The sequence below is a fragment of the Cupriavidus numazuensis genome, from assembly GCF_905397435.1.
GTDB classification, from domain to species: domain Bacteria; phylum Pseudomonadota; class Gammaproteobacteria; order Burkholderiales; family Burkholderiaceae; genus Cupriavidus; species Cupriavidus numazuensis.
Genome location: NZ_CAJPVI010000026.1, coordinates 62,203 through 81,298, shown reverse-complemented (window position 1 = coordinate 81,298; position 19,096 = coordinate 62,203). Strand labels below are relative to the sequence as shown.

Annotated in this window: 16 protein-coding genes; 3 read left to right on the top strand and 13 right to left on the bottom strand. The window is 66.9% G+C overall.

The features are described from left to right. Positions 1-3: 3 nt before the first annotated feature. On the bottom strand, positions 4-714 hold the full coding sequence (locus KHO41_RS20750; protein ID WP_211955171.1) for an enoyl-CoA hydratase/isomerase family protein: 711 nt from the start codon (positions 712-714) through the stop codon (positions 4-6). Beyond that, positions 711-1,928 (bottom strand): CaiB/BaiF CoA transferase family protein, encoded by a 1,218-nt coding sequence (locus KHO41_RS20745; RefSeq protein WP_211955170.1) that lies wholly within the window; start codon positions 1,926-1,928, stop codon positions 711-713. The genes KHO41_RS20750 and KHO41_RS20745 overlap by 4 nt, the downstream gene beginning before the upstream one ends. Before the next feature lie 394 nt (positions 1,929-2,322). Between KHO41_RS20745 and KHO41_RS20740 the strand changes: the two genes are divergently transcribed. Further along, a complete protein-coding gene (locus KHO41_RS20740) occupies positions 2,323-3,576 on the top strand; it encodes an alkyl sulfatase dimerization domain-containing protein (protein WP_211955169.1) in 1,254 nt (417 codons plus the stop codon). Between the two features lie 31 nt (positions 3,577-3,607). Here KHO41_RS20740 and KHO41_RS20735 read toward each other — a convergent pair whose 3' ends face one another. From KHO41_RS20735 to KHO41_RS20715, 5 genes are all read right to left on the bottom strand, one after another. Continuing rightward, a complete protein-coding gene (locus tag KHO41_RS20735; RefSeq protein ID WP_244873932.1) occupies positions 3,608-4,567 on the bottom strand; it encodes a Bug family tripartite tricarboxylate transporter substrate binding protein in 960 nt (319 codons plus the stop codon). 66 nt (positions 4,568-4,633) lie between these two features. After that, positions 4,634-5,944, bottom strand: a complete 1,311-nt coding sequence (locus KHO41_RS20730) for a DUF1254 domain-containing protein (RefSeq protein ID WP_211955167.1) — start codon at positions 5,942-5,944, stop codon at positions 4,634-4,636. Between the two features lie 46 nt (positions 5,945-5,990). Continuing rightward, positions 5,991-6,992, bottom strand: coding sequence for a Bug family tripartite tricarboxylate transporter substrate binding protein (locus KHO41_RS20725; RefSeq protein WP_211955166.1), 1,002 nt, complete (start codon positions 6,990-6,992; stop codon positions 5,991-5,993). 94 nt (positions 6,993-7,086) lie between these two features. Beyond that, on the bottom strand, positions 7,087-9,264 hold the full coding sequence (locus KHO41_RS20720; RefSeq protein WP_211955165.1) for an acetate--CoA ligase family protein: 2,178 nt from the start codon (positions 9,262-9,264) through the stop codon (positions 7,087-7,089). A gap of 47 nt (positions 9,265-9,311) precedes the next feature. Then, positions 9,312-10,118, bottom strand: a complete 807-nt coding sequence (locus tag KHO41_RS20715; RefSeq protein ID WP_211955164.1) for an IclR family transcriptional regulator — start codon at positions 10,116-10,118, stop codon at positions 9,312-9,314. Positions 10,119-10,273: 155 nt separating this feature from the next. Between KHO41_RS20715 and KHO41_RS20710 the strand changes: the two genes are divergently transcribed. Continuing rightward, the gene (locus KHO41_RS20710; RefSeq protein ID WP_211955163.1) at positions 10,274-11,263 is read left to right on the top strand and encodes a LysR family transcriptional regulator; all 990 of its coding nucleotides are present in this window, start codon (positions 10,274-10,276) and stop codon (positions 11,261-11,263) included. A 10-nt stretch (positions 11,264-11,273) separates the two neighbouring features. Here the strand turns inward: KHO41_RS20710 and KHO41_RS20705 are convergent, their stop codons facing one another. From KHO41_RS20705 to KHO41_RS20680, 6 genes are all read right to left on the bottom strand, one after another. Further along, a complete protein-coding gene (locus KHO41_RS20705; protein WP_211955162.1) occupies positions 11,274-12,365 on the bottom strand; it encodes a GGDEF domain-containing protein in 1,092 nt (363 codons plus the stop codon). A 156-nt stretch (positions 12,366-12,521) separates the two neighbouring features. After that, positions 12,522-14,663: a 3-hydroxyacyl-CoA dehydrogenase NAD-binding domain-containing protein gene (locus tag KHO41_RS20700; protein ID WP_211955161.1), complete on the bottom strand. Its 2,142-nt coding sequence runs from the start codon at positions 14,661-14,663 to the stop codon at positions 12,522-12,524. 38 nt (positions 14,664-14,701) lie between these two features. Then, complete coding sequence (locus KHO41_RS20695) at positions 14,702-15,865, bottom strand: thiolase (RefSeq protein ID WP_211955160.1); 1,164 nt, start codon at positions 15,863-15,865, stop codon at positions 14,702-14,704. Further along, positions 15,862-16,242: a Zn-ribbon domain-containing OB-fold protein gene (locus KHO41_RS20690; RefSeq protein WP_211955159.1), complete on the bottom strand. Its 381-nt coding sequence runs from the start codon at positions 16,240-16,242 to the stop codon at positions 15,862-15,864. Before KHO41_RS20690 ends, KHO41_RS20695 begins: the two co-directional genes overlap by 4 nt. An 8-nt stretch (positions 16,243-16,250) precedes the next feature. Next, positions 16,251-17,243, bottom strand: coding sequence for a tripartite tricarboxylate transporter substrate binding protein (locus tag KHO41_RS20685; protein ID WP_211955158.1), 993 nt, complete (start codon positions 17,241-17,243; stop codon positions 16,251-16,253). A 170-nt stretch (positions 17,244-17,413) separates the two neighbouring features. After that, positions 17,414-18,064, bottom strand: coding sequence for a LysE/ArgO family amino acid transporter (locus KHO41_RS20680; protein ID WP_211955157.1), 651 nt, complete (start codon positions 18,062-18,064; stop codon positions 17,414-17,416). Between the two features lie 73 nt (positions 18,065-18,137). Here KHO41_RS20680 and KHO41_RS20675 point away from each other — a divergent pair, with 73 nt between their 5' ends. Beyond that, the gene (locus KHO41_RS20675) at positions 18,138-19,034 is read left to right on the top strand and encodes a LysR family transcriptional regulator ArgP (RefSeq protein WP_211955156.1); all 897 of its coding nucleotides are present in this window, start codon (positions 18,138-18,140) and stop codon (positions 19,032-19,034) included. The last annotated feature ends 62 nt before the right edge of the window (positions 19,035-19,096 follow it).

The window sequence follows — 19,096 nt, the reverse complement described above, 5'->3', positions numbered from 1 at the left end:
GCTTCAGTCGTGGGTATCGCGGCAGGCGCCGAGCCACTGCGGCAGCGCCATGCGCGTGCTGGCGGCACGCATGCCGCGCTTGATCGCGGTCACGCCGCCGGCCGGGAATGCGGCAATGGTCGCGGCCAGGTCGCGCGCGCGGTCGAGCACCTGCGTGTCGTCGGTGACTTCGGTGGCAACGCCGAGCCGAAGCAGGTCAGTTGCAGGTACGCGATCGCCAAGCAGGCAAAGCCGCGCGGCAACCGCTTCGGAATGGCGCAGTGCCAGCCATGCCGCATTGCGCGGCGCCGCCATGCCAAGGCGGATCTCGCCGATCTGCAGGAAGGCACCAGCGCCGCAGACCATCAGGTCGCCGGCCAGCGCCAGTGCCGCGCCGCCGTTGACCGCATGGCGCTCCAGCGCCACGATCCACGCCTTCTCGCTCTGCAGCAACGACAAGTGCACACGCTCCCAGACCTGCGCGAACTTTTCCATGCCGTCCGGCTCGACCTGCAGCGCCTTCAGATCCAGTCCCGAACAGAACGCGCCATCGGCGCCGCGCAGCAGCACGGCACGCGTGCTGTCGTCGGCGTTGACGCTGTCGATTGTGGCAGCCAGTGCGTGCGCAAGCGCGTTGTCGATGGCATTGCGCCGCTCCGGCCGGTTCAGCACGATCTCGGTCCAGCCGGCATGACGCTCCAGCAGTACCGGTGAGGTTGTTGCCGCTTCACTCATGCAATCGCTCCTTGCTCGCAGCCAATGGCGCCGGCGCAGGCCAGTTCATCAATTTCAGTGGCACCGTAGCCAAGCTCGGTCAGCACTTCCGTGGTGTGCTGGCCCAGCCGAGGCACAGCAGGAATATCGTCCCCTTGCAGGCTCGCCATCGAGAACGGCAGCCCCGGCAGTTCGAGCAGGCCGCCTTCGCCATTGCCAACCGCGCGCAGGATGCCGCTGGCGCGCACATCCGCACTGGCGCCGACCTGGTGGTAATTGCGCACCACGCCAACCACGACCTGATGGCGTTCGAGCAGCGCACGCGCAGCGTCGCCGCTCAATTGGCGCAGCGCATCGTGCAGGATCGCGAGCAGCGCCGGACGGTTCTGCACGCGCAGTGCATTGCTGGCGAAGCGCGGATCCTGCGCGAGCGCGGGATTACCGATCGCTTCGCACAGGCGCGCCCAGTGTTCGTCGAGATACGCGGACAACACCACATGGCCATCGGCCACTGCGATGACATCCGCCGCAGGTGCGGCCTTGGGCTGGCTGTTGCCGCTGCGCACAGGCAGCGCGCCCGAGCATTGGTACTCCGCCCACAACTGCGCCTGCAGTTGCACGCCAACCTGCAATAGCGACGTCTCGATGGTTTCGCCCTTGCCGGTACGGAGGCGGCGAAACAGCGCGGCGAGAATCGCGTTGGCAGCAGCCAGTGCGGTAGCCGCGTCGATCAGTGCAAAGCCCGCCTTCAGCGGCTGTCCGCCGGCTTCGCCGGTCACGGACATCATGCCGCTTTCGGCCTGCGCGGCGATATCGAGCCCCGGCCGCGAGCGCGACGGTCCGCGCGTGCCGAAGCCGCTGATCGATGCATGAATCAGTTCGGTTTTCTCAGCGCGCAGCGTCGCGGCATCCAGCCCCAGCGCTTCCATCACGCCGTGACGCGTGTTATGCAGCACCACGTCGCTGGCCAGCGCGAGCCGCCGCGCGGCTTCCACGCCGCCGCTGCTGCGCAGGTCCAGCGCGATGCCGCGCTTGCCACGGTTGTACGCGAGGAACATCGGACTCTGCGCGCTGGTGCCGTCGAAACGCCGCGCGCTGTCGCCGCGCAGCGCTTCCACCTTGACCACGTCGGCGCCGAGATCGGCCAGCATCATGGCCGCGCCTGGCGCCGCGATGAACTGCCCAAACTCCGCTACCCGAATGCCTGCGAGGGGCAGGTCTTGCCGGCTTGCCATGCCATGGACTCCATGCCGGTTTGCCCGGCGTTGCGATGATGCGAAAGGATCATGCGGCAGCAGCGGCGTTTGCGGCAGATGGCAGGATCGCTGCCGCGTAAACCTGTGGTTAGCACCTCGGGGTTATCCCGGCTGCCGGGTATGCGCTAGCGCGTCCCGCGCCTGCGGGGAACTGCCGCGCAATGCTCGCTGCTAACCACCGGTTTACACGGCGCCAACCCGAACGGCCGGCGGGCCGCGCCAGCGCTGGCCCGACGGGTGATCGGGGAGCGGCGGAGCGGAGTTTCCCCTATCCCAATCCTCGGCCGCTTGCCCTGAAATTCGTGCTGAAGACGGCTGCCATGGACATGCATGGCGGCCAGCCGGATTCACCATTTTGCGAAAGGAGTCACGCATGCAGGATCTCGAGGAAAGGGCCGTCGCGCTGGTAACGGGCACCGGCATCGAAGCCATCGACGACGGTGTCTGGCTGTTGCACGGGCAAGGGCAGAGCTTTGTAGCGGATGTCGGCGGCGGCCTGCTGGTAGTCGACAGCGGCCCGGGCGGGCGCGTCACCGCCGGCATGATCGACGCGCTGCGCACGCAGACCAGCCTGCCGGTGCTGGCGATCTGCTACAGCCACGGCCATATGGGCTACAACGCCGGTCTGCAGCAATGGCTCGACCATGCTGCCGCACGCGGCGAGCCCGCGCCACGCGTGCTCGCCCACGTGAACGTGCTGGCACGCCAGGCGCGCTATCGCGAAACCAGCCGCATGCAGGAACGCATGGCCGAGATCCAGTTCCGCCGCCCTGCCGGCGCCATGGCGGGCAAGCTCGGCCACACCGCGCCCACCGAGACCTTTGCCGACGGCGTGACGATTGGCCACGGCAATGGCCGTGCGGAGATCCTGTGGGCGCCATCGGAGACCGACGACGCCGTCGCGGTCTGGCTGCCGGGACGGCGGCTGCTGTATGGCGGCCCGGCCGTCATCGATTCCATTCCCAACGTCGGCACGCCGTTCCGCACGCTGCGCGATACCGTGCGCTGGGCCGAAACGCTCGAACGCATGGCCGCGCTGGGACCGCGCACCGTCGTGCGCGAGTTCGGCCCCACGCTGCGCGGCGCGGACGAATGCGAACGCGTGCTGTGCCAGACGGCGCGCGCGCTGCGCTGGCTGCGAGCGGAAGTGGTCCGGCTCATGAACGCGGGCTGCAACGAGCGCCAGATGCTTGCCGCGCTCAAGCCGCCCGCGGAACTGTTCGACCAGCCCTGGATGCGGCCCACGTACGGCGATCCGAGCTATATCGCGCGCGATATCTATCGCTCTGAGAATGGCTGGTGGGACCGCAACGCGACCTCGCTGCACCCTGCCGCGCCCGAGCAAGCCGCGGCCGAAATCGCCGCCGCAGTGGCCGACCACGGCGCGCTGATCCGCCACGCGCAGTCGCTGGCCACGCGCGGCGAGATCCAGCTGGCGCTGCACGTGATCGATGTGCTCGCACTCGCGCCCGGTGACGCGCCCACGCTGGCCGAAGCCCGCCGGCTCAAGGCCGCGTGGCTGCGCCAGCGTGCGGGCGAGGTACGGAGCTACGTGTCCCGCAGCCTGTACGGCGCCGCTGCCGACATGCTGGAAAACGGCGCAGCGGATACCTTCGGCATCCACTGAGCGCCGGCCTGCGGCGTGCGTCCTGGCGCGGCTACTCCAGCACCACGCCGCTGGTCTTGATCACAGTGCCCCACTTGCGCACTTCCTCATCGATAAACCGCGCGAAGCTCGCGCTGTCACCGGGCTCGGGCTGCAGCCCCAGCGCCGTGAGCTTGTTGCGGACATCGCTGTCCGCGAGCACGGCGCTGGCATCGCGGTTGATCTGCTGGACGATGGCAGCTGGCGTGCGCGCCGGGGCCAGCAGGCCGAACCAACCGTAGCCGACCACACCGGGGAACCCCTGCTCGGCGAAGGTCGGCGCATCCGGATAGACCGGCGTGCGCTGCTCCGACGCCACGGCCAGCACGCGCAACTGGCCGGCCTTGATGAACGGCAGCGCGGACGTGATCGCCGTCAGCGTGGCGTCCACGCGGCCGGCCAGCAGTTCCGTGTAGGCCGTCGCGTCGCCACGGTAGTGCACGTTCAGCACCTTGAACTTCGCCTGTGCGGCGAACAGTTCCGCGGTCAGGTGCGGCCCCGAGCCGGCGCCGGGCGAGGCAAACGTGGCGCCGCCAGGCTTTGCGCGCGCCATCCGCACGAAGTCCGCAACCGTGCGCACCGGCGAATCGGCCTTGACGATCAGGAAGACCGGGCCGACCACGCGCGGGCCCACCGCCACGAAATCCTTGTGGATGTCGTACTGCTGCGGCAGGCCGGCCGCCGTGTTGATGGCGAACGGCGCGGCGGCCCACAGCAGCGTGTAGCCATCCGGTGCGGAACGTGCGAGCGTTTCGTTGGCGACGCGGGTGCCGGCCCCCGGCTTGTTCTCGACCACGAACTGCTGGCCGTACTTGCGGCTCAGCGCCTCGGCCAGCAGCCGGGCCGAGGTATCGTTGGACCCGCCCGGCCCGTACGGGGAAATCAGCCGCACCGTGCGCGACGGATAGGCCTGCGCCAGCGCGCTCCATGGCGCCAGCGCGGGCGCCGCGCCCAGCAGCAACAGGTCGCGCATGCGGGCCAGCATGGCCCTGCGCGATATGGCGTTGTCGTCTGTCTTGAGCTTCATGGACCTCGCTCCTCAGGAAACGCGGCGCACTGCGGGGATGCGGTACTGGCCTTCGATAAAGGCCGGTGCCGGGTGGTAGAGACGCAGGATCAGATAGAAGGAGCCCGCGGGCGCCGGCAGCCAGTTCTCTGCGTGCGCCGGCCGCTGGTGCGAGATCGGGATGACCAGGCCGCCGTCCGGCTCCATGCGCAGGCCGGGCGTGCGGTCGCCCACGGCGTAGCGACCAATCTCGTTGGCGCTGAAGAAGCGGTCCTCGCCATACAGCGACACCGACCAGAACGCCTGCGCGGGCGGCAGCATGCCGGGCGGGAAGCGCAGCTCGTACATGTGCTCGCCACGCAGCGGTTCGCCATCGGCATCGAAATCGGCCATCGCGTAGATCGCCTCGTCGGCCCGCAACGCGCCCAGGCCCTTCATCGCGGTGCAGGCACGCTGCAGCCAGTCGTCGCCATAGAGCCCGAGCTTCATGCTGTAGCCCCAGCTCTTGCGACCCTGGCTGCGCGTATGTGCCTCGATCACCTGCAGGGCCTGACGATACGCGTTCTCCAGGCCGGCACGGACTTCGGCGCGCAGGCCGGCGATGTCGATCTCGCCCTCGAGCTTCAGGCCGGCCTTGCGCAGCAGCGTCAGCACGCCCTGCTCGCGTTCGGCGGGCGGGTACTCGCGCAGTGCGTTGAACAGGTTCTGGAAGAAATCGAGCGCTTCGTTGCCAGTGTCGCTCCAGGCGCGCAAGCATTCAGGCACTGTCTTCGCAGGCGCATCGAGCGCAAAGCCGCTTTCGAACGCATGCGCCGCGGCCAGGTCGGCGGGGCCCTGCACCAGCACGCGGCCCAGCAGCCAGACCAGCGAAGTCGGGCACGCCACCACATGGCTCCCCGTGGCCTGCTGGCCGGGGCCGACCAGCGTCACCGTGCCGCCTTCGGCGGGCACGTTGCGCGGACCGAGGTTCTCGAAGTTGTTGGTCCAGGCGTCGAGCAGTTCCACGACGTAATAGCGGTCGCGCTGGGGCAGCGGCGGCACACGCAGCGTGACCGGTCCGTCGGCGAGGTTGATCCAGCCGCAGAAGTACAGCAGGTCATTGGCGGGCGTGACGACGTCGCGGTCTTCATGCGTCCACTGGCGTTCGCTGGCCGACAACGTATTGACCGGCGCGCGGCCATAGCCGGTTGCCGTGCTGACCGAGGTCTGTATGCGGCAGGTGCGCAAGGTCTCGATCAGCGGATAGCCATAGATCACGACAGGCAATGCGGCGGCGGCAACCAGTGCTTCCTGGCTGGAGCTGTAGACGGGGGCGGAAAACAACTGTGGCGCGGGATGGTTCATGCAGGGCTCCGGGAATCTTGAGGGAATAGCGGACGGGCGCGGCGGCTCACTCCTGTGCCGCGCCGCTTGACTTGACCAGTGCGGCCCAGGACGTCACGTCGCTGCGCATCTGCACGGCAAAAGCGCTGCGCGGCTGAGGCGTATAGCGCATGCCGAGCGAGTCGGCCTGTGCCTTGATCGCCGGGTCGCGCATGGCTGCGGCCAACGCGCGCTCCAACCGGTCGACGATGTCGGTGGGCGTGCGCGCGGGCGCGAACAGGGCAAACCAGCTGTCGACACCGAACGCGACGCCGGATTCGGTGAAGGTCGGCACATCGGGCAGCGCGGGCGAACGTTCGGAGCCGGTGACGGCCAGCGCCCTCACCTTGCCGCTGCGAATCAGGGGCAGCGTGCCGGCCAGATCGGACATGGCCACGGGCAGCGTGCCGCCGATCACGTCGGTGAGCATCGGGTTGACGCCCTTGTACGGGATATGGCGCAGGTGGATGCCACTCAGGACGTTGAGGCTTTCGCCAGCCAGGTGACCGCCCGAGCCATTGCCCCAGGAGCCGTAGGCCAGATCCGCACCGGGGCGCTTCGCCTCGGCAATCAGCGCCGGCAGGTCGCGGCCCTTGAAGGCGGGCCCGGCGATCAGCACATTGCCGCCATAGAAGAGCCGGCCGATCGGCACGAAATCGCGCACCGGATCGTACGGGAGTTTGGGAAAGATGGCCGGTGCAATCGCATGCGTGGCGGAAATGCCGAGCACCAGCGTGTAGCCGTCGGGCGCGGAACGCGCGACCTGTGCCGAGCCGATGGTGCCCGTAGCCCCGGCGATGTTCTCGACGACAACCGTCTGGCCGAGATCCTTGGACAGGCCGGCCGCGACCAGCCGACCCACGACATCGGTGCCGCCGCCCGCCGGAAACGGCACCACGAGACGGATCGGCTTGTCGGGATAGGCGCCCGCGTGCGCAACGGGTGCCACCGCGCAAAATGCTGTCGCGGCGAGTGCGCCCAGTCCACGCAGCACCATGCGCCGCGCCGTCAAGTGCGTCTGCAATTGCATGTTTTGTCTCCTGTTTTATTGAGGGTCTGCTGCGGAGCCGGTGCCTGTCTGTGCGGACATCCTGACTCCTTTTCTTCGGATGGGACTCCGTGCGCTACGGCGCGCCGTGGCTGTCCTCGCGAAGCGTGACGACCGCGTCGGCGGCGACCAGTCCCTGCGCGGTGACGATGAACGGATTGATCTCGATCGTATCCAGCCGGTCGCCAAGTTCCGCGGCAAGCTGCGACACGCTGGCCAGCACCTGGGCGGCAGCATTCAGGTCCACCTGCGGATGGCCCCGGTGCCCTTCGCACAGCGCGGCGACGCGGCTCGCGTGCAGCATGGCGTGCGCCTGTTCGCGCGACAGCGGCGCCAGCCCGCAGGCAGTCTGGCGGAAGATCTCGACGGCCGTGCCGCCGATGCCCGCCAGCGCAACCAGGCCGAATACCGGATCGCGCCGCACGCCGACCATGACCTCGCCCCAGCCGCGCACCATGCGCGCCACCAGCACGCCCTCGAACGCGACCGGTGCGCCGCTGTCCGTGCGCAGACCGGCGACGGCCTGCGCCATGCGGCCAAAGGCATCGCGCACCGCCTGCGCGTTGGCGAGGTTGAGGGCCACGCCGCCGACATCGCTCTTGTGCAGGATCTCGCGCGAGCAAAGCTTGACCACGACGGGGTAGCCGAGACGTTCCGCAATACGCACAGCCTCATCGGCGTCACGGGCGAGGTCGTGCGGGGCAACCGGCACACCGGCCTCGGCGAGCAGGCGCATAGCCTCGTACTCGGACAGTGCGGTGGCAGCAGGCGGAATATCGCGCAGCAGATCGTCCTGCGCAGTCGGCTGGGCATGCCCTTCCGCTGCGTCATCTCCGCGCGCGTCTTCGAGCGCGGCCGCACGCGCCAGCGTGGCGACCGCTTCCACCGCATGGCCCGGTTCGCGGAACACCAGGCAGCCGCGCGCTTCGAGCCAGGCGCGCTTGTCGTCATCGACGAGGCCGGACACCATCAGCGGCGCGGCGTCCGGCGCTTCGCTCAGCGCGCCGATGGTTTGCTGCAACTCCGGCCAGAACCGCGGGGCATTGGCGCCGCCAGCGAGAAAGACCGCCACGCTGCCGTAGGCGCCACTGCGCGCCACGTTGGCGATAGCGTCCATGAAGACGCGCGGCTGCGCCACGATCTGCCCCGTGACGTCGATCGGATTGGCGGTACTCGCGAACGGAATCGCGGTACGCAGTGCCTCGGCCGCGGCATCGGGCATCGGCGGCAGCGGCAGGCCGAGTTCTTCGGCGCGGTCCGCCATCATGATGCCGACGCCGCCCGATACGGTGACGATGGCCAGCGGCGTGACCGCACTGGCCTCGCCAGCGCTGGTGCGCTGCCAGCTGGCTGGCCGCCGGCCACGCGACAGCACATAGCCGAGCCGGAAGAACTCTTCGAGCGTATGGGCGCGGTGCACGCCGTAGGCATCGAACACCGCCTGGTACACCGCGTCTTCGCCGGCCAGGCTGGCCGTGTGCGACTGTGCTGAACGCGCGCCGGCTTCGGTCGTACCCACCTTGGTAACCACGACCGGCTTGCCGGCCGCACGCGCGGCGGCGAGTGCCCGGCGCAGGCGCGTGCCGTCGCGGCAGCCTTCGATATAGGCCAGGATCACACGCGTGTTCGGATCATGGGCAAGCCACTCGATCACATCGGCCACTTGCAGCCCCGCCTCGTTGCCGGTCGTGACCCAGTGGCTCAGGCCCAGGCCCGCTTCACGCGCTAGCGCAAACGCATAGGCGCCGAACGCGCCGCTCTGGCTCACCAGACCGACTTCGCCGACCGGCGGCGTGCCGCTCAGCGCGATCGGCGAGAACGTGGCGAACACGCGCTCGCGCAGATTCATGGCGCCCAGGCAGTTGGGGCCCAGCAGCGTAATGCCGGCCTGCTGCGCGCTGCGCGCCAGGCGCTCCTGCATCGGCACGCCGGCGCCGCCGGCCTCGGCGAAACCCGAGGTGAAGACCACCGCGGCGCGCGTGCCGTTGCCGGCAAGCTGCGCCATCACGTCCTGGCTGGCGCTGGCCGGCACCGCGACGATCGCAAGATCCACCGGTTCGCCGATATCGGACAGCGAGCCATAGGCGCGCAAACCCTGCACTTCGGGCGCGGATGCGTTGACCGGATAGATGCGTCCCGCATAGCCCAGTTCGCGCAGCAGCCGGATGGGCATGCCGCCCACTTTGTCCGGCTGGGTAGAAGCACCAATCACGGCGATCGAACGCGGATACAGCAGGGAATTCAGGTCAACCATACGAGCGTCTCCAATGCGGTCTTGTTGTGGATGTTGGGCGGCTGCCGCTATTGCTGCAGGCCGGTGGCTGCCTCGATGGAGCGGACCATCTCCCTCAGCAGCGGCGCGATCTTTTTTTCCATCATCCCGCGCTTCACCTGCGATCCCGGTACGGCGCAGTTGAACAGCAGCGGACGGTTCAGGTAGCGGATGCGCGAATAAACGCCCACGCCATGCACGCCGATGCCGGCATCGCCCTCGTTGAGCGCGAAGCCGCGCTTCGGGTAGTGGGCGACGTTGTGGCACAGCGTGTCGTAGAACGCGGCGTATTCCTCCGGCCGCTCCTCGCTCGCGGCGGTCATCAGGCTTTGGAACTCGGCCTTTGACAAGGTGCACAGATAGGCACGCCCCATGGCCGTACTGAGCACCGAGCGCACGGCGCCGGTGCCGGGCCGGGCCGGCGTCCCTTCGTTGTGGGTGCAGGACTGCAGGTAGGTCACGTCGAGCCGGTGCGCCACGCCCATCGACACCGCGCCTTCGATGCGGTCGGCCAGCGCCTGCATCAGCGGACGGGCCACATGGCGCACTTGCAGGCCGGTCAGGTACGGGTAACCGAGCGCCAGCACCTGGGCGCTGACGAAGTACTTGTCGAGCTTGGGATCCCAGTCGAGGTAGCCAAGCTCGAACAGCGTGCGGCAGATGCGCGATACCGTGGCGCGCGGCAGTTGCAGCCGCTGCGCGAGTTCGCCATTGCCGAGCGGGCGCGGCTCGTCGATAAAGCAGCGCAGCAAGGCAAAGCCTTTGGCCAGCAGCCCCCCGAAAGACGGGTCTTCGCGGCGGCGCTCGGCAATGAATTGTTCGACGGGCAGGTTCATGGCGTTTCCTCTCTATCCAGTCTGGACACGGAGCCGCCCAGTGTCAAAACGTGGAATCCATTTCCAAATATTGGAAATATAGGTCATCGCCTTGACCCGTTCCACGAGTAGGGCATAAGGTACTTTGGACGCCGATTCGAACCCGGATGCACAGCATGCGACTCAGCCAGATACAGGATTTCATCGCGGTGGCGGAAGGCGGCAGCATCCGCGCCGCGGCACGGACGCGCGACGTGTCGGCGCCCGCGCTGACGAAGAGCATCCGCCAGCTCGAGGATGAACTGCATGTGCCGCTGCTCACGCGCACGACGCGCGGGGTCGTGCTGTCGCACTACGGCGAAGCGTTCCTGCGCCGCGCGCGGCTGATTGCCACCGAAGCCCGTCGGGCCACGGAGGAAATGACGCAGATGCTGGGCGCGCGTACCGGCACGGTTCGCATTGGCGTCACCGGCGGTCCGGCGCACCTGCTGCTGCCCGCCGCCCTGAACCGGTTCCGCCGGCAGCATCCGGAAGTTCAGGTCTACATCGACAGCGGCCGCTCTGCGGTGCACCTGCAGGATCTGCGTGCGGGCCTGATCGACGTCGCGGTGAGCCCGATTCCCGATGAAGGCATCGACCACGACTTCATTTGCGAGCCGCTCTACAACAACGACTCGGTCGTGGTCGCACACCAGGACCATCCGCTGCGCAATGCGCGCACGCTGCGCGAGCTGGTGGGTTCGGAATGGATCCTGACCACCTGCCGCATGCACGGGCCGGGCGCGGCCATCATGGATGCCTTCCGCGCGCAGGATCTGCCGTTGCCGCGCGTCGCCGTGCGGTGCGACACCTTCAACCTCATCCAGGCGCTGCTGCAGGACCGCAGGCTGCTGTGCATGGTCGCGCGCCAGCTCATGCAAGACCGCGTGGGTGCCTCAACAGGGCTGGCGGTCCTTCCGATCGAAGACCCGTTGCCGAGCCATACCGTCTGCCTGATCTACCGCGCCGATTCCCCGATGCCTCCGGTGGTCGCCAGTTTCGCCGCACAACTGCGGCGCGAGGCGCACTACCTGATCAACATGCCCGACAGCCCGTTGAAGCGCCCCGGCGCGCCACCGGCATCGCGAGATGACAAGCCCGTGGAAACCGCAGACATTGCCGCATAGGCGGCCTGTCTCAGGTGACAGACACGTTGGCATCCGTCTCGGCAAACAGTACAGACCGATTGCGCCCGTTCGACTTCGCGAGATACAGCGCCTTGTCCGCCCGGTCGATCAGGTGCTCGGGGTTCACCGCCTTGTCGGTTGTTCCGGCGACCCCGATGGATAGTGTCACCACCGCACCGTCCATCGCGATGACCGTGCCGGGCACCGAGACCGTCTGCCGGTACCGCTCCGCACGGCTCAAGGCCGCATCGACTTCCAATCCGGGCAGGAGCACCAGGAATTCCTCTCCGCCGTAACGGCACACCACGTCATTGGCGCGCGCCTGCTGCTGCAGCAGCGTGGCCACCTGTTTCAGGACCTGGTCCCCGGCCGAGTGCCCATCCCGGTCGTTGATCTGCTTGAAGTGGTCGATATCGACCAGCAGCACCGCCACGGACTGGTCCGTGCGCGCACCGGGGCCGAATTCACGCCTGAGCGAGTCGTTGAGATAGCGCCGGTTGTACAGGCCCGTCAGCGGATCGCGGTTGGCCTGCTCGGTCAGTTGGGCCTGCAGCGCGTGCACGGCCTCGAGCTGGCCCTGCAAGGCCTGTTCGCTGAGTTTCAGCTTGTGGCGCGTCTCGCTCAGCGACAGCGCGCGGAAATAGGCGCCGCGTGCGAACAGCAGCAGGTACACGGTCAGGCACGCCATGCTCAGGGCCGTGACCGGCATCGTCGTGTCGGGTTCGAACTTCAGACCGAACCATGCCACCGACACGGCAGCCCCGGCCGCCGACAGGGCCACCGCCTCCAGCGCCCCGCGAAAGCCGCGGAATGCGGCCAGGTTGATGCCGCCGCATATCACCAGCAGGTAGGTGATCCATAGCGGGAATCCCAGCCATGCGGTCCAGAGGCCAAAGCAGAAGTCGTCGAGCCGCAGGTTGTTGATCTCCGTTTCGAGCGGCGCGCGCGCATGCCTGGCGACGAGATAGACCACGTGCGGATAAACCAGGAACTGCAGCGACATCAGGACCCATGCCGTCGTGTCGCGGCCCGTGGCGTGGAACTGCAACGCAAGAATCAGGAAAACGATCCACCAGGACGCCGTGCGGTTGCGGTGGTTCATCTTCACGACCCAATGTACTTCACCGGGTCGGCTCTTGCTTGTGCTGTTGCTCTGGCTTGTGTTGTCGTTGGTCTGCAAGTCTCCCCCTGTCCCTCTCCTCCCGTAGTACCGTGAGAATATCAGGGTGCGGGGGTGGCGGCGCCTGGGCCGCCTCGCTCAGTCCTTGCGGTCGAACGTCCGCGCGCCGCCCGACACAAGGCGTTCCAGCAGCGGCGCCGGTTCCCAGTGCGCGCCGTGCGCGTCCCGCAAGGCGCGAATCCTGGCGAGTACCTTGTCCAGACCAAGCGTTTCGGCATAGAACATCGGGCCGCCGCGCCAGGCCGGGAAGCCATAGCCATGCACGTAGACGACGTCGATATCCGACGCTCGCTGGGCGATGCCCTCCTCCAGGATGTGCGCGCCCTCGTTGATCAACGCAAGCATGCAACGCTCCACGATCTCTTCGTCGGACACGGCGCGCCTTGTGATGCCCGCCTCGCGGGCACAGTCCGCGATGAGGTCGTCGATGAGCGGGTCGGGAACCGGCGTCCGGCTGCCGGGCTCGTAACGATAGTAGCCACCGCTGGTCTTCTGCCCGAACCGCCCCATTTCGCAGATGCGATCCGCCACGCTGGAGTACCGCAGATGCGCGGGGCGCGTCGAGGCCAGCCGCTTCCGCGTTGCCCAGTTGATGTCCATGCCGGCAAGATCGGCCATGGTCAGCGGCCCCATCGCCATGCCGAATTCGGTCAGCGCGCGGTCGACCTGCTGCGGTGAAGCACCCTCTTCCAGCAGGAAGCCCGCTTCGCGCCAATACGGCGTCAGCATCCGGTTGCCGACAAACCCTTCGCATACGCCAACCAGCACCGGAACCTTCTGGATACGTTGCGCCATGGTGAGGCAGGTGGCGATGACGTCGAGGCCGGTGGCCTTTCCGCGCACGACCTCCAGCAGCTTCATCACATTCGCCGGGCTGAAGAAATGCAGGCCGATGACATCGCCCGGACGCCGTGTGGATGCGGCAATGACATCCACGTCGAGCCGCGAGGTGTTCGTCGCAAGAATCGCCGACGGCTTGCAGACCTTGTCGAGCCGTTCGAAGATGTCCCGCTTGACCGCCATGTCTTCAAATACGGCCTCAATCACGAGGTCCGCATCGGCAAGCGCGTCAAACTCCAGCGACGGCGCAATGCGCGCGATACGCTCTTCGATCTGCGCCGATGTCAGCTTGCCTTTTGACGCCGTGACGTCGTAGTTGCGCCGGATCAGGGCCATGCCGCGATCGAGCGCCGCCTGTTCCCGTTCGACCAGCGTGACCGGGATGCCGGCGTTGACGAAAGCCATCGTGATACCGACACCCATCGTCCCTGCACCAAGCACTGCAACGCGGTCGATGGTGCGCAGCGTCTGCCCTTTTCCATCGCTGAATTTCGGGGCTTCCCGCTCGGCAAAGAAGATATGGCGAAGCGACTGCGACTCGGCCCCGGCGACCAGTTCGTCGAATCGCGCGCGTTCGAATGCAAGCCCTTCGCTGAAGGGCAATTGGGTCGCGGCCTTCAGGCAGAGAACGCACGCCCGCTGCGCCGAAGCGTTTCGGGATTTCCTGCTGACCGCTGCAAGCCTCGCTTCGAAATCGATGGACGATCCCTGCACCTCATGGGCTGCAACCAACGGATGTGCGCTTGATCTGGCCGCCGCCCGACGACAGAACTCGACGGCCAGCGCCACGACTTCGCCCGCGTCTCGCGTCGCCCCTGCGCCTTCGGTCACTGCATCGGCCAGCCCGATCTGCACCGCACCCTTGCCGGTGACAGGCGTGCCGTGCTGGATCATGTCCAACGCCCGCTCCACGCCGACCAGCCGTGGCAGCCGCTGCGTGCCACCACCACCGGGGACCAGGCCGATATTGACCTCCGGCAGCCCCAGTCGCGCATCGTGGGCCACCACGCGATAGTGGCAGCCCAATGCCAGTTCCAGACCGCCTCCCAGAGCAACGCCATGAATGGCTGCCACCACGGGCTTGGGCGAGGCTTCCATCCATTGCTGGATATCCCGCAATTGCGGCCTTGCCGTCGCGGCAGGCGTGTTGAACTGCCGGATATCGGCGCCGCCGCAGAACACCTTGCCCGTTCCTGCGATGACGATCCCGACGACGCCCTGGTCCTCGACCGCCAGTTTCAGACCGGCATGGATTCCCGCCCGCGTGCTGTCACCCAGTCCGTTGACCGGCGGATTGTCGAGCCACAGTACCGCGATATCGGCTTGCCGTTGATAGCCGACGGTGGGCGAAAGACGAACAGATTCAGAAGCTTGAGACATCTCGATTTTCCGGAAACGATGCGGCGTGCAGCTTGCGCTTATTGGTGGATCGAAAGAATCGCAGTGGCCTGGCTCGAGAGCACACCACCATTGCCGTGCACGAGCGCGGTCTCCGCGCCCGCGACCTGGCGGTCTCCCGCCTCCTTGCGCAGCTGCGTCACGGCTTCGATGACCAGGAAGATGCTGTACATGCCCGGATGCACACATGACAGACCGCCGCCATTCGTGTTCATCGGGAAATCGCCGCCCGGCGCGATCCGTCCACCCGAAATGAATGCGCCGCCTTCGCCCTTGGCACAGAACCCGAGGTCTTCAAGGAAGAGAATCGGGTTGATCGTGAACGCGTCGTACAGTTCGACAACGTCGATATCCTTCGGTGTCAGCCCTGCCTGCGAGAACGCCCTGGCGCCCGATTCAATCGCCGGCGTGCGCGTGAGGTCGTCCATGCAGGAAATCTGGCGGTGCCAGTGAGCATGGCCGACGCCCAGTGCGTAGACCGGCTTGACGTGCAGGTCCTTCGCACGATCGGCGCGTGTCACGACAAATGCCCCAGCACCGTCGGTGACGAGACAGCAATCCCGCACGGTCAACGGGTCTGAAACCATCTTGGCGTTGAGCACGTCGTCAATCGAAAGCGGATCACGCGCAAAGGCATCCGGATTGAGCTGTGCCCACTTGCGCGCCGCCACCGCCACTTCAGCCAGGTGCGTGCGCGTGGTGCCGTATTCGTGCATGTGCCGGGCCGCGGCCAGCGCATAGCTCGTCACTGGGTTGAACGGCTTGTACGGGTGCTCGTACGGTTGCGGGTCGAGTTCCGCACGCATTGCATTGACACGCGAACTGCTCGGGATGCTGCGGGGATTGCTACCGTAGCAGATCAGCACGTTCTCGCATTCGCCGGCTTCAATCGCCATTGCCGCGATGCGGATGTCGGCGATAAACGACGAGCCACCGAACATCGTGCTGTCCGAGAAGCGCGGCCGGATGCCCAGGTACTCGGACATTCGCATGACCCACCAGGGCGAGGTCAGGCTCGACGTGATGATGCCGTCGATGTCCGCCATGCGCAGCCCGCTTGCCGCGACCGCAGTTCTCGCTGCCTCAGCAATGATCTCCTGCTCGGTGCGGCCGCCCGCGTGCCCGAGGCCGGCAAGTCCGGTCCCGAGAATCGCCACGCCGCCGCGGTCTGTTGCCTTCCTCATTGCGTCTCTCCCGCCGGACTGAACACGAGGAGCGCCGCCCCGTCTTCCTGTGTGATTTGCGCCTTCACCCGTGCCCCGATCTTTACCGCTTCGGGATCGACGCCGACAACGCGGCTCATCAGGCGCGGGCCCTCGTCCAGATCCACGAGGCAAATGTTGTGACTGGCCGCTTTACCGCGAACCACCGAGGTGGAATAGACGCGCCCGTAGCCAGATGGTGCGGCCCAGTGCAGATCGTCCGAGCCGCAGAACGGGCAGACCACGCGCGGGTAGAAGTGATACTTGTCGCAGGCGCGGCACCGGGGAATTTCAAACGCACCTTGCGCCAGCCGGCCGAAGTAATGTTCATCAGCGCCTTGCGTTTTGCTGTCGGTCATGGCCTCTCTCACTGATCGATGTGCACACCGGTGACTTTCACGGTGTTCTGCCACTTGGCCACTTCAGTCTCGACATACTTGCGGAATTCGGCGGGATTCAGGCCACCGGCCGCTTCCGCGTTCTGCCGCTTGAGCTTGGCCACCATGTCGGGCGACGCCATGATGCGGTTCACCTCGGCATTCAACCGCGTGACGATGGCCTGCGGCGTGCCGGCGGGTGCGTAGAGTCCAAGCCAGGTGTAGGCATCGAAGTTCTTGTAGCCGGCCTCCGCAATGGTCGGCACATCGGGGAACAGCTTGCTGCGCTCGGCACTGGTGACCGCGATGGGACGCAGCTTGCCGGCGGCGACAAATGCGGAAACGCTCATGGAATCCTGGAAGACAACGGGAATCTGCCCTGCCACCACGGCATTGGTCGAAGGCGACGCGCCCTTGTACGGAACATGAACCAGCGGCGCGCCAGTCATATGGCGAAACAGCTCGCCAGCCAGGTGCGTGGAACCGCCGGCGCCGGCCGAGCCATAGGGAACGCTGCCCTGCTCCTTCGCCCATTTGACGAACTCGGGCACGGTATGGACCGGCACCGACGGATTCACCACGAGCATATTGGGCGCCTTCGCAATCAGCGCGATCGGCTCGAAGTCCAGCACGGGCCGGTATCGGACCGATTTCTGGACCGCCGGCCCGATGACGTGCCCGGTGGCGCTCAGCAGCAGCGTGTAGCCATCAGCGGGTTTCCGGGCGACATACTCCGTGGCAATTTGTCCTGCCGCACCGGGCCGGTTCTCGACAACAAAGCTCTGCTTGAGCGACTCGGTCAGCTCGGCGGCCACCAGCCGCCCGACGATATCCGTCATGCCGCCGGGGGCAAACGCGACCACAATCGTGACCGGCTTGCCGGGATAGGTTTCGGCATGGGCCAGGTTGCCAACTGCGCCGCCCAGGACTACGGCAGCACCAAGCGTGGCGACAAGGCGCCGGCGGGTAAGGCTTCGAATCATCAATGTCTCCTGCGTCAGTCTGCACGTGGCCGCCATCCGGGCCCGTGTGTTTTGTTGTGACGCCAGTATATTTTTGTGATTCGAAGAGACCTATCCGAAAGTTTCGAACCGGGCGTTCGTGGTTTTTCAACGCCCGAACGAGTCGCAGGCCTCCGTGGCCCTGCGGCGGGTCACATGCCGTTGAACACGTGACGCACCAGCAGGGCGGACAGCACGAACATGGTCATGGCGATGACGCCGTCCAGCACCCGCCAGGCTGTCGGCCGCGCGAACCAGGGCGCCAGCCACCGTGCGCCAAATCCCAGTAGCCCGAACCAGAACAGGCTGGCGGCGCTTGCGCCGGCCACGAACCAGCCGCGCAGCGCCGCCGGTTGCTGGGCGCCAATGCTGCCGACCAGCAGCACCGTATCGAGGTAGACATGGGGATTGAGCAGCGTGAAGGCCGCCGCCTGCGCCAGTACGGCGCCCCGGCCGAGCCCGTCCCCACCGTCCGAGGCTTTCAATTGATGCGACTGCCGCGCTCGCTGCAAGGCCTGCCAGCCATATAGCGCCAGGAAGACGGATCCGGCCAGGGCGAGGGCACGTGCGAGTCCGGGCCGGTCCCCCAAGGCCTGCGCCATGCCCATGACGCCAGCGGCAATCAACGAGGCATCCGCCGCAGCACAGAACAGCACCACGCTGCCCACATGCTGGCGACGCAAACCCTGGCGCAGCACGAAAGCGTTCTGCGCGCCGATGGCAACGATCAGCCCAAGACTCAGGGCAAGACCCTGCAGGGAAATGGACAGGGCAAGTGAAGCAGTGTCAGGCAGGAAGTTCATGCCCCGAGCTTGCCATCACCTTTTGGTGAAGACAAACTATCCTTTCTTCATCCAGTTTAGAAAAACTTAATCCATGATCGACTACGCCGCCCTTTCTGCATTGGCTGCCGTAATCCGGGAGGGCAGCTTCGAGCGTGCCGCCCGCGCGCTGAGCGTGACGCCGTCAGCCATCTCGCAACGCATCCGGCTGCTGGAAGAAAAGGTGGGCTGCACTCTGGTGGTCCGCGATCAGCCTTGTCGGCCGACCGAGACGGGGCGGCGCCTGTGCCAGCACATGGACCGCGTGCGGCTGCTCGAACAGGCGTTGCAGGAAGCGCTGCCGGCGCTCGCGCCGCAGGGGCTTGCGAGGGTAACGCTGCCTGTTGCGGTGAATGCCGACAGCCTGGCGACGTGGATCGCCCCGGCGATCGCCCGGTTCGCCGCGGAGAATCCCGTGCTGATGGATGTGGCCGTGGACGACCAGGACCATACCACCGAGTGGTTGCGCAGCGGCGCAGTGCTGGCCGCCGTCACCGCGTCGGCGCGCCCCGCCGCAGGCTGCAACAGCAGCCCGCTGGGCGCCATGCGTTATCTTGCGGCGGCGAGCCCCGGATTCATGCGACGCCACTTTGCCGACGGCATCGGCGCTGGCTCCCTGGCGAAAGCGCCCAGCCTGGTGTTCAACACCAAGGACGAATTGCAGGCAAGCTGGGCGCGGCGTCTGTGCCACCGGCACGTGGAGCTGCCCCGGCACACGCTGCCCTCCGCCCACGCGTTCGTGACTGCTGCCCTGGCGGGCATGGGCTGGGGCTTGCATCCCGAGGCGCTCATCGCGCCTTATCTTGAAGACGGCACACTCGTCGAGTTGGTGCCGGACACGCCGCTGGATGTACCGCTTTACTGGCAACATGCCCGGGCGACGTCAGGGCTGATCGATGGTTTGAGTCGCGAGGTGCTGGCCGCCGCCCGGGCAGCGCTTTTGCCGCCCTGAGTCGGGTCGAGTCAGCCGCGCGGATATCAGAAAGCTTGGTGCTCTCGGTAGCCACCCGCCAG

Excerpts from the sequence above, each read along its gene's own strand:
- KHO41_RS20750 (WP_211955171.1), bottom strand. The coding sequence starts at position 714 with ATGAGTGAAGCGGCAACAACCTCACCGGTACTGCTGGAGCGTCATGCC.
- KHO41_RS20745 (WP_211955170.1), bottom strand. The coding sequence starts at position 1,928 with ATGGCAAGCCGGCAAGACCTGCCCCTCGCAGGCATTCGGGTAGCGGAG.
- KHO41_RS20740 (WP_211955169.1), top strand. The coding sequence starts at position 2,323 with ATGCAGGATCTCGAGGAAAGGGCCGTCGCGCTGGTAACGGGCACCGGC.
- KHO41_RS20735 (WP_244873932.1), bottom strand. The coding sequence starts at position 4,567 with ATGCGCGACCTGTTGCTGCTGGGCGCGGCGCCCGCGCTGGCGCCATGG.
- KHO41_RS20730 (WP_211955167.1), bottom strand. The coding sequence starts at position 5,944 with ATGAACCATCCCGCGCCACAGTTGTTTTCCGCCCCCGTCTACAGCTCC.
- KHO41_RS20725 (WP_211955166.1), bottom strand. The coding sequence starts at position 6,992 with ATGCAATTGCAGACGCACTTGACGGCGCGGCGCATGGTGCTGCGTGGA.
- KHO41_RS20720 (WP_211955165.1), bottom strand. The coding sequence starts at position 9,264 with ATGGTTGACCTGAATTCCCTGCTGTATCCGCGTTCGATCGCCGTGATT.
- KHO41_RS20715 (WP_211955164.1), bottom strand. The coding sequence starts at position 10,118 with ATGAACCTGCCCGTCGAACAATTCATTGCCGAGCGCCGCCGCGAAGAC.
- KHO41_RS20710 (WP_211955163.1), top strand. The coding sequence starts at position 10,274 with ATGCGACTCAGCCAGATACAGGATTTCATCGCGGTGGCGGAAGGCGGC.
- KHO41_RS20705 (WP_211955162.1), bottom strand. The coding sequence starts at position 12,365 with ATGAACCACCGCAACCGCACGGCGTCCTGGTGGATCGTTTTCCTGATT.
- KHO41_RS20700 (WP_211955161.1), bottom strand. The coding sequence starts at position 14,663 with ATGTCTCAAGCTTCTGAATCTGTTCGTCTTTCGCCCACCGTCGGCTAT.
- KHO41_RS20695 (WP_211955160.1), bottom strand. The coding sequence starts at position 15,865 with ATGAGGAAGGCAACAGACCGCGGCGGCGTGGCGATTCTCGGGACCGGA.
- KHO41_RS20690 (WP_211955159.1), bottom strand. The coding sequence starts at position 16,242 with ATGACCGACAGCAAAACGCAAGGCGCTGATGAACATTACTTCGGCCGG.
- KHO41_RS20685 (WP_211955158.1), bottom strand. The coding sequence starts at position 17,243 with ATGATTCGAAGCCTTACCCGCCGGCGCCTTGTCGCCACGCTTGGTGCT.
- KHO41_RS20680 (WP_211955157.1), bottom strand. The coding sequence starts at position 18,064 with ATGAACTTCCTGCCTGACACTGCTTCACTTGCCCTGTCCATTTCCCTG.
- KHO41_RS20675 (WP_211955156.1), top strand. The coding sequence starts at position 18,138 with ATGATCGACTACGCCGCCCTTTCTGCATTGGCTGCCGTAATCCGGGAG.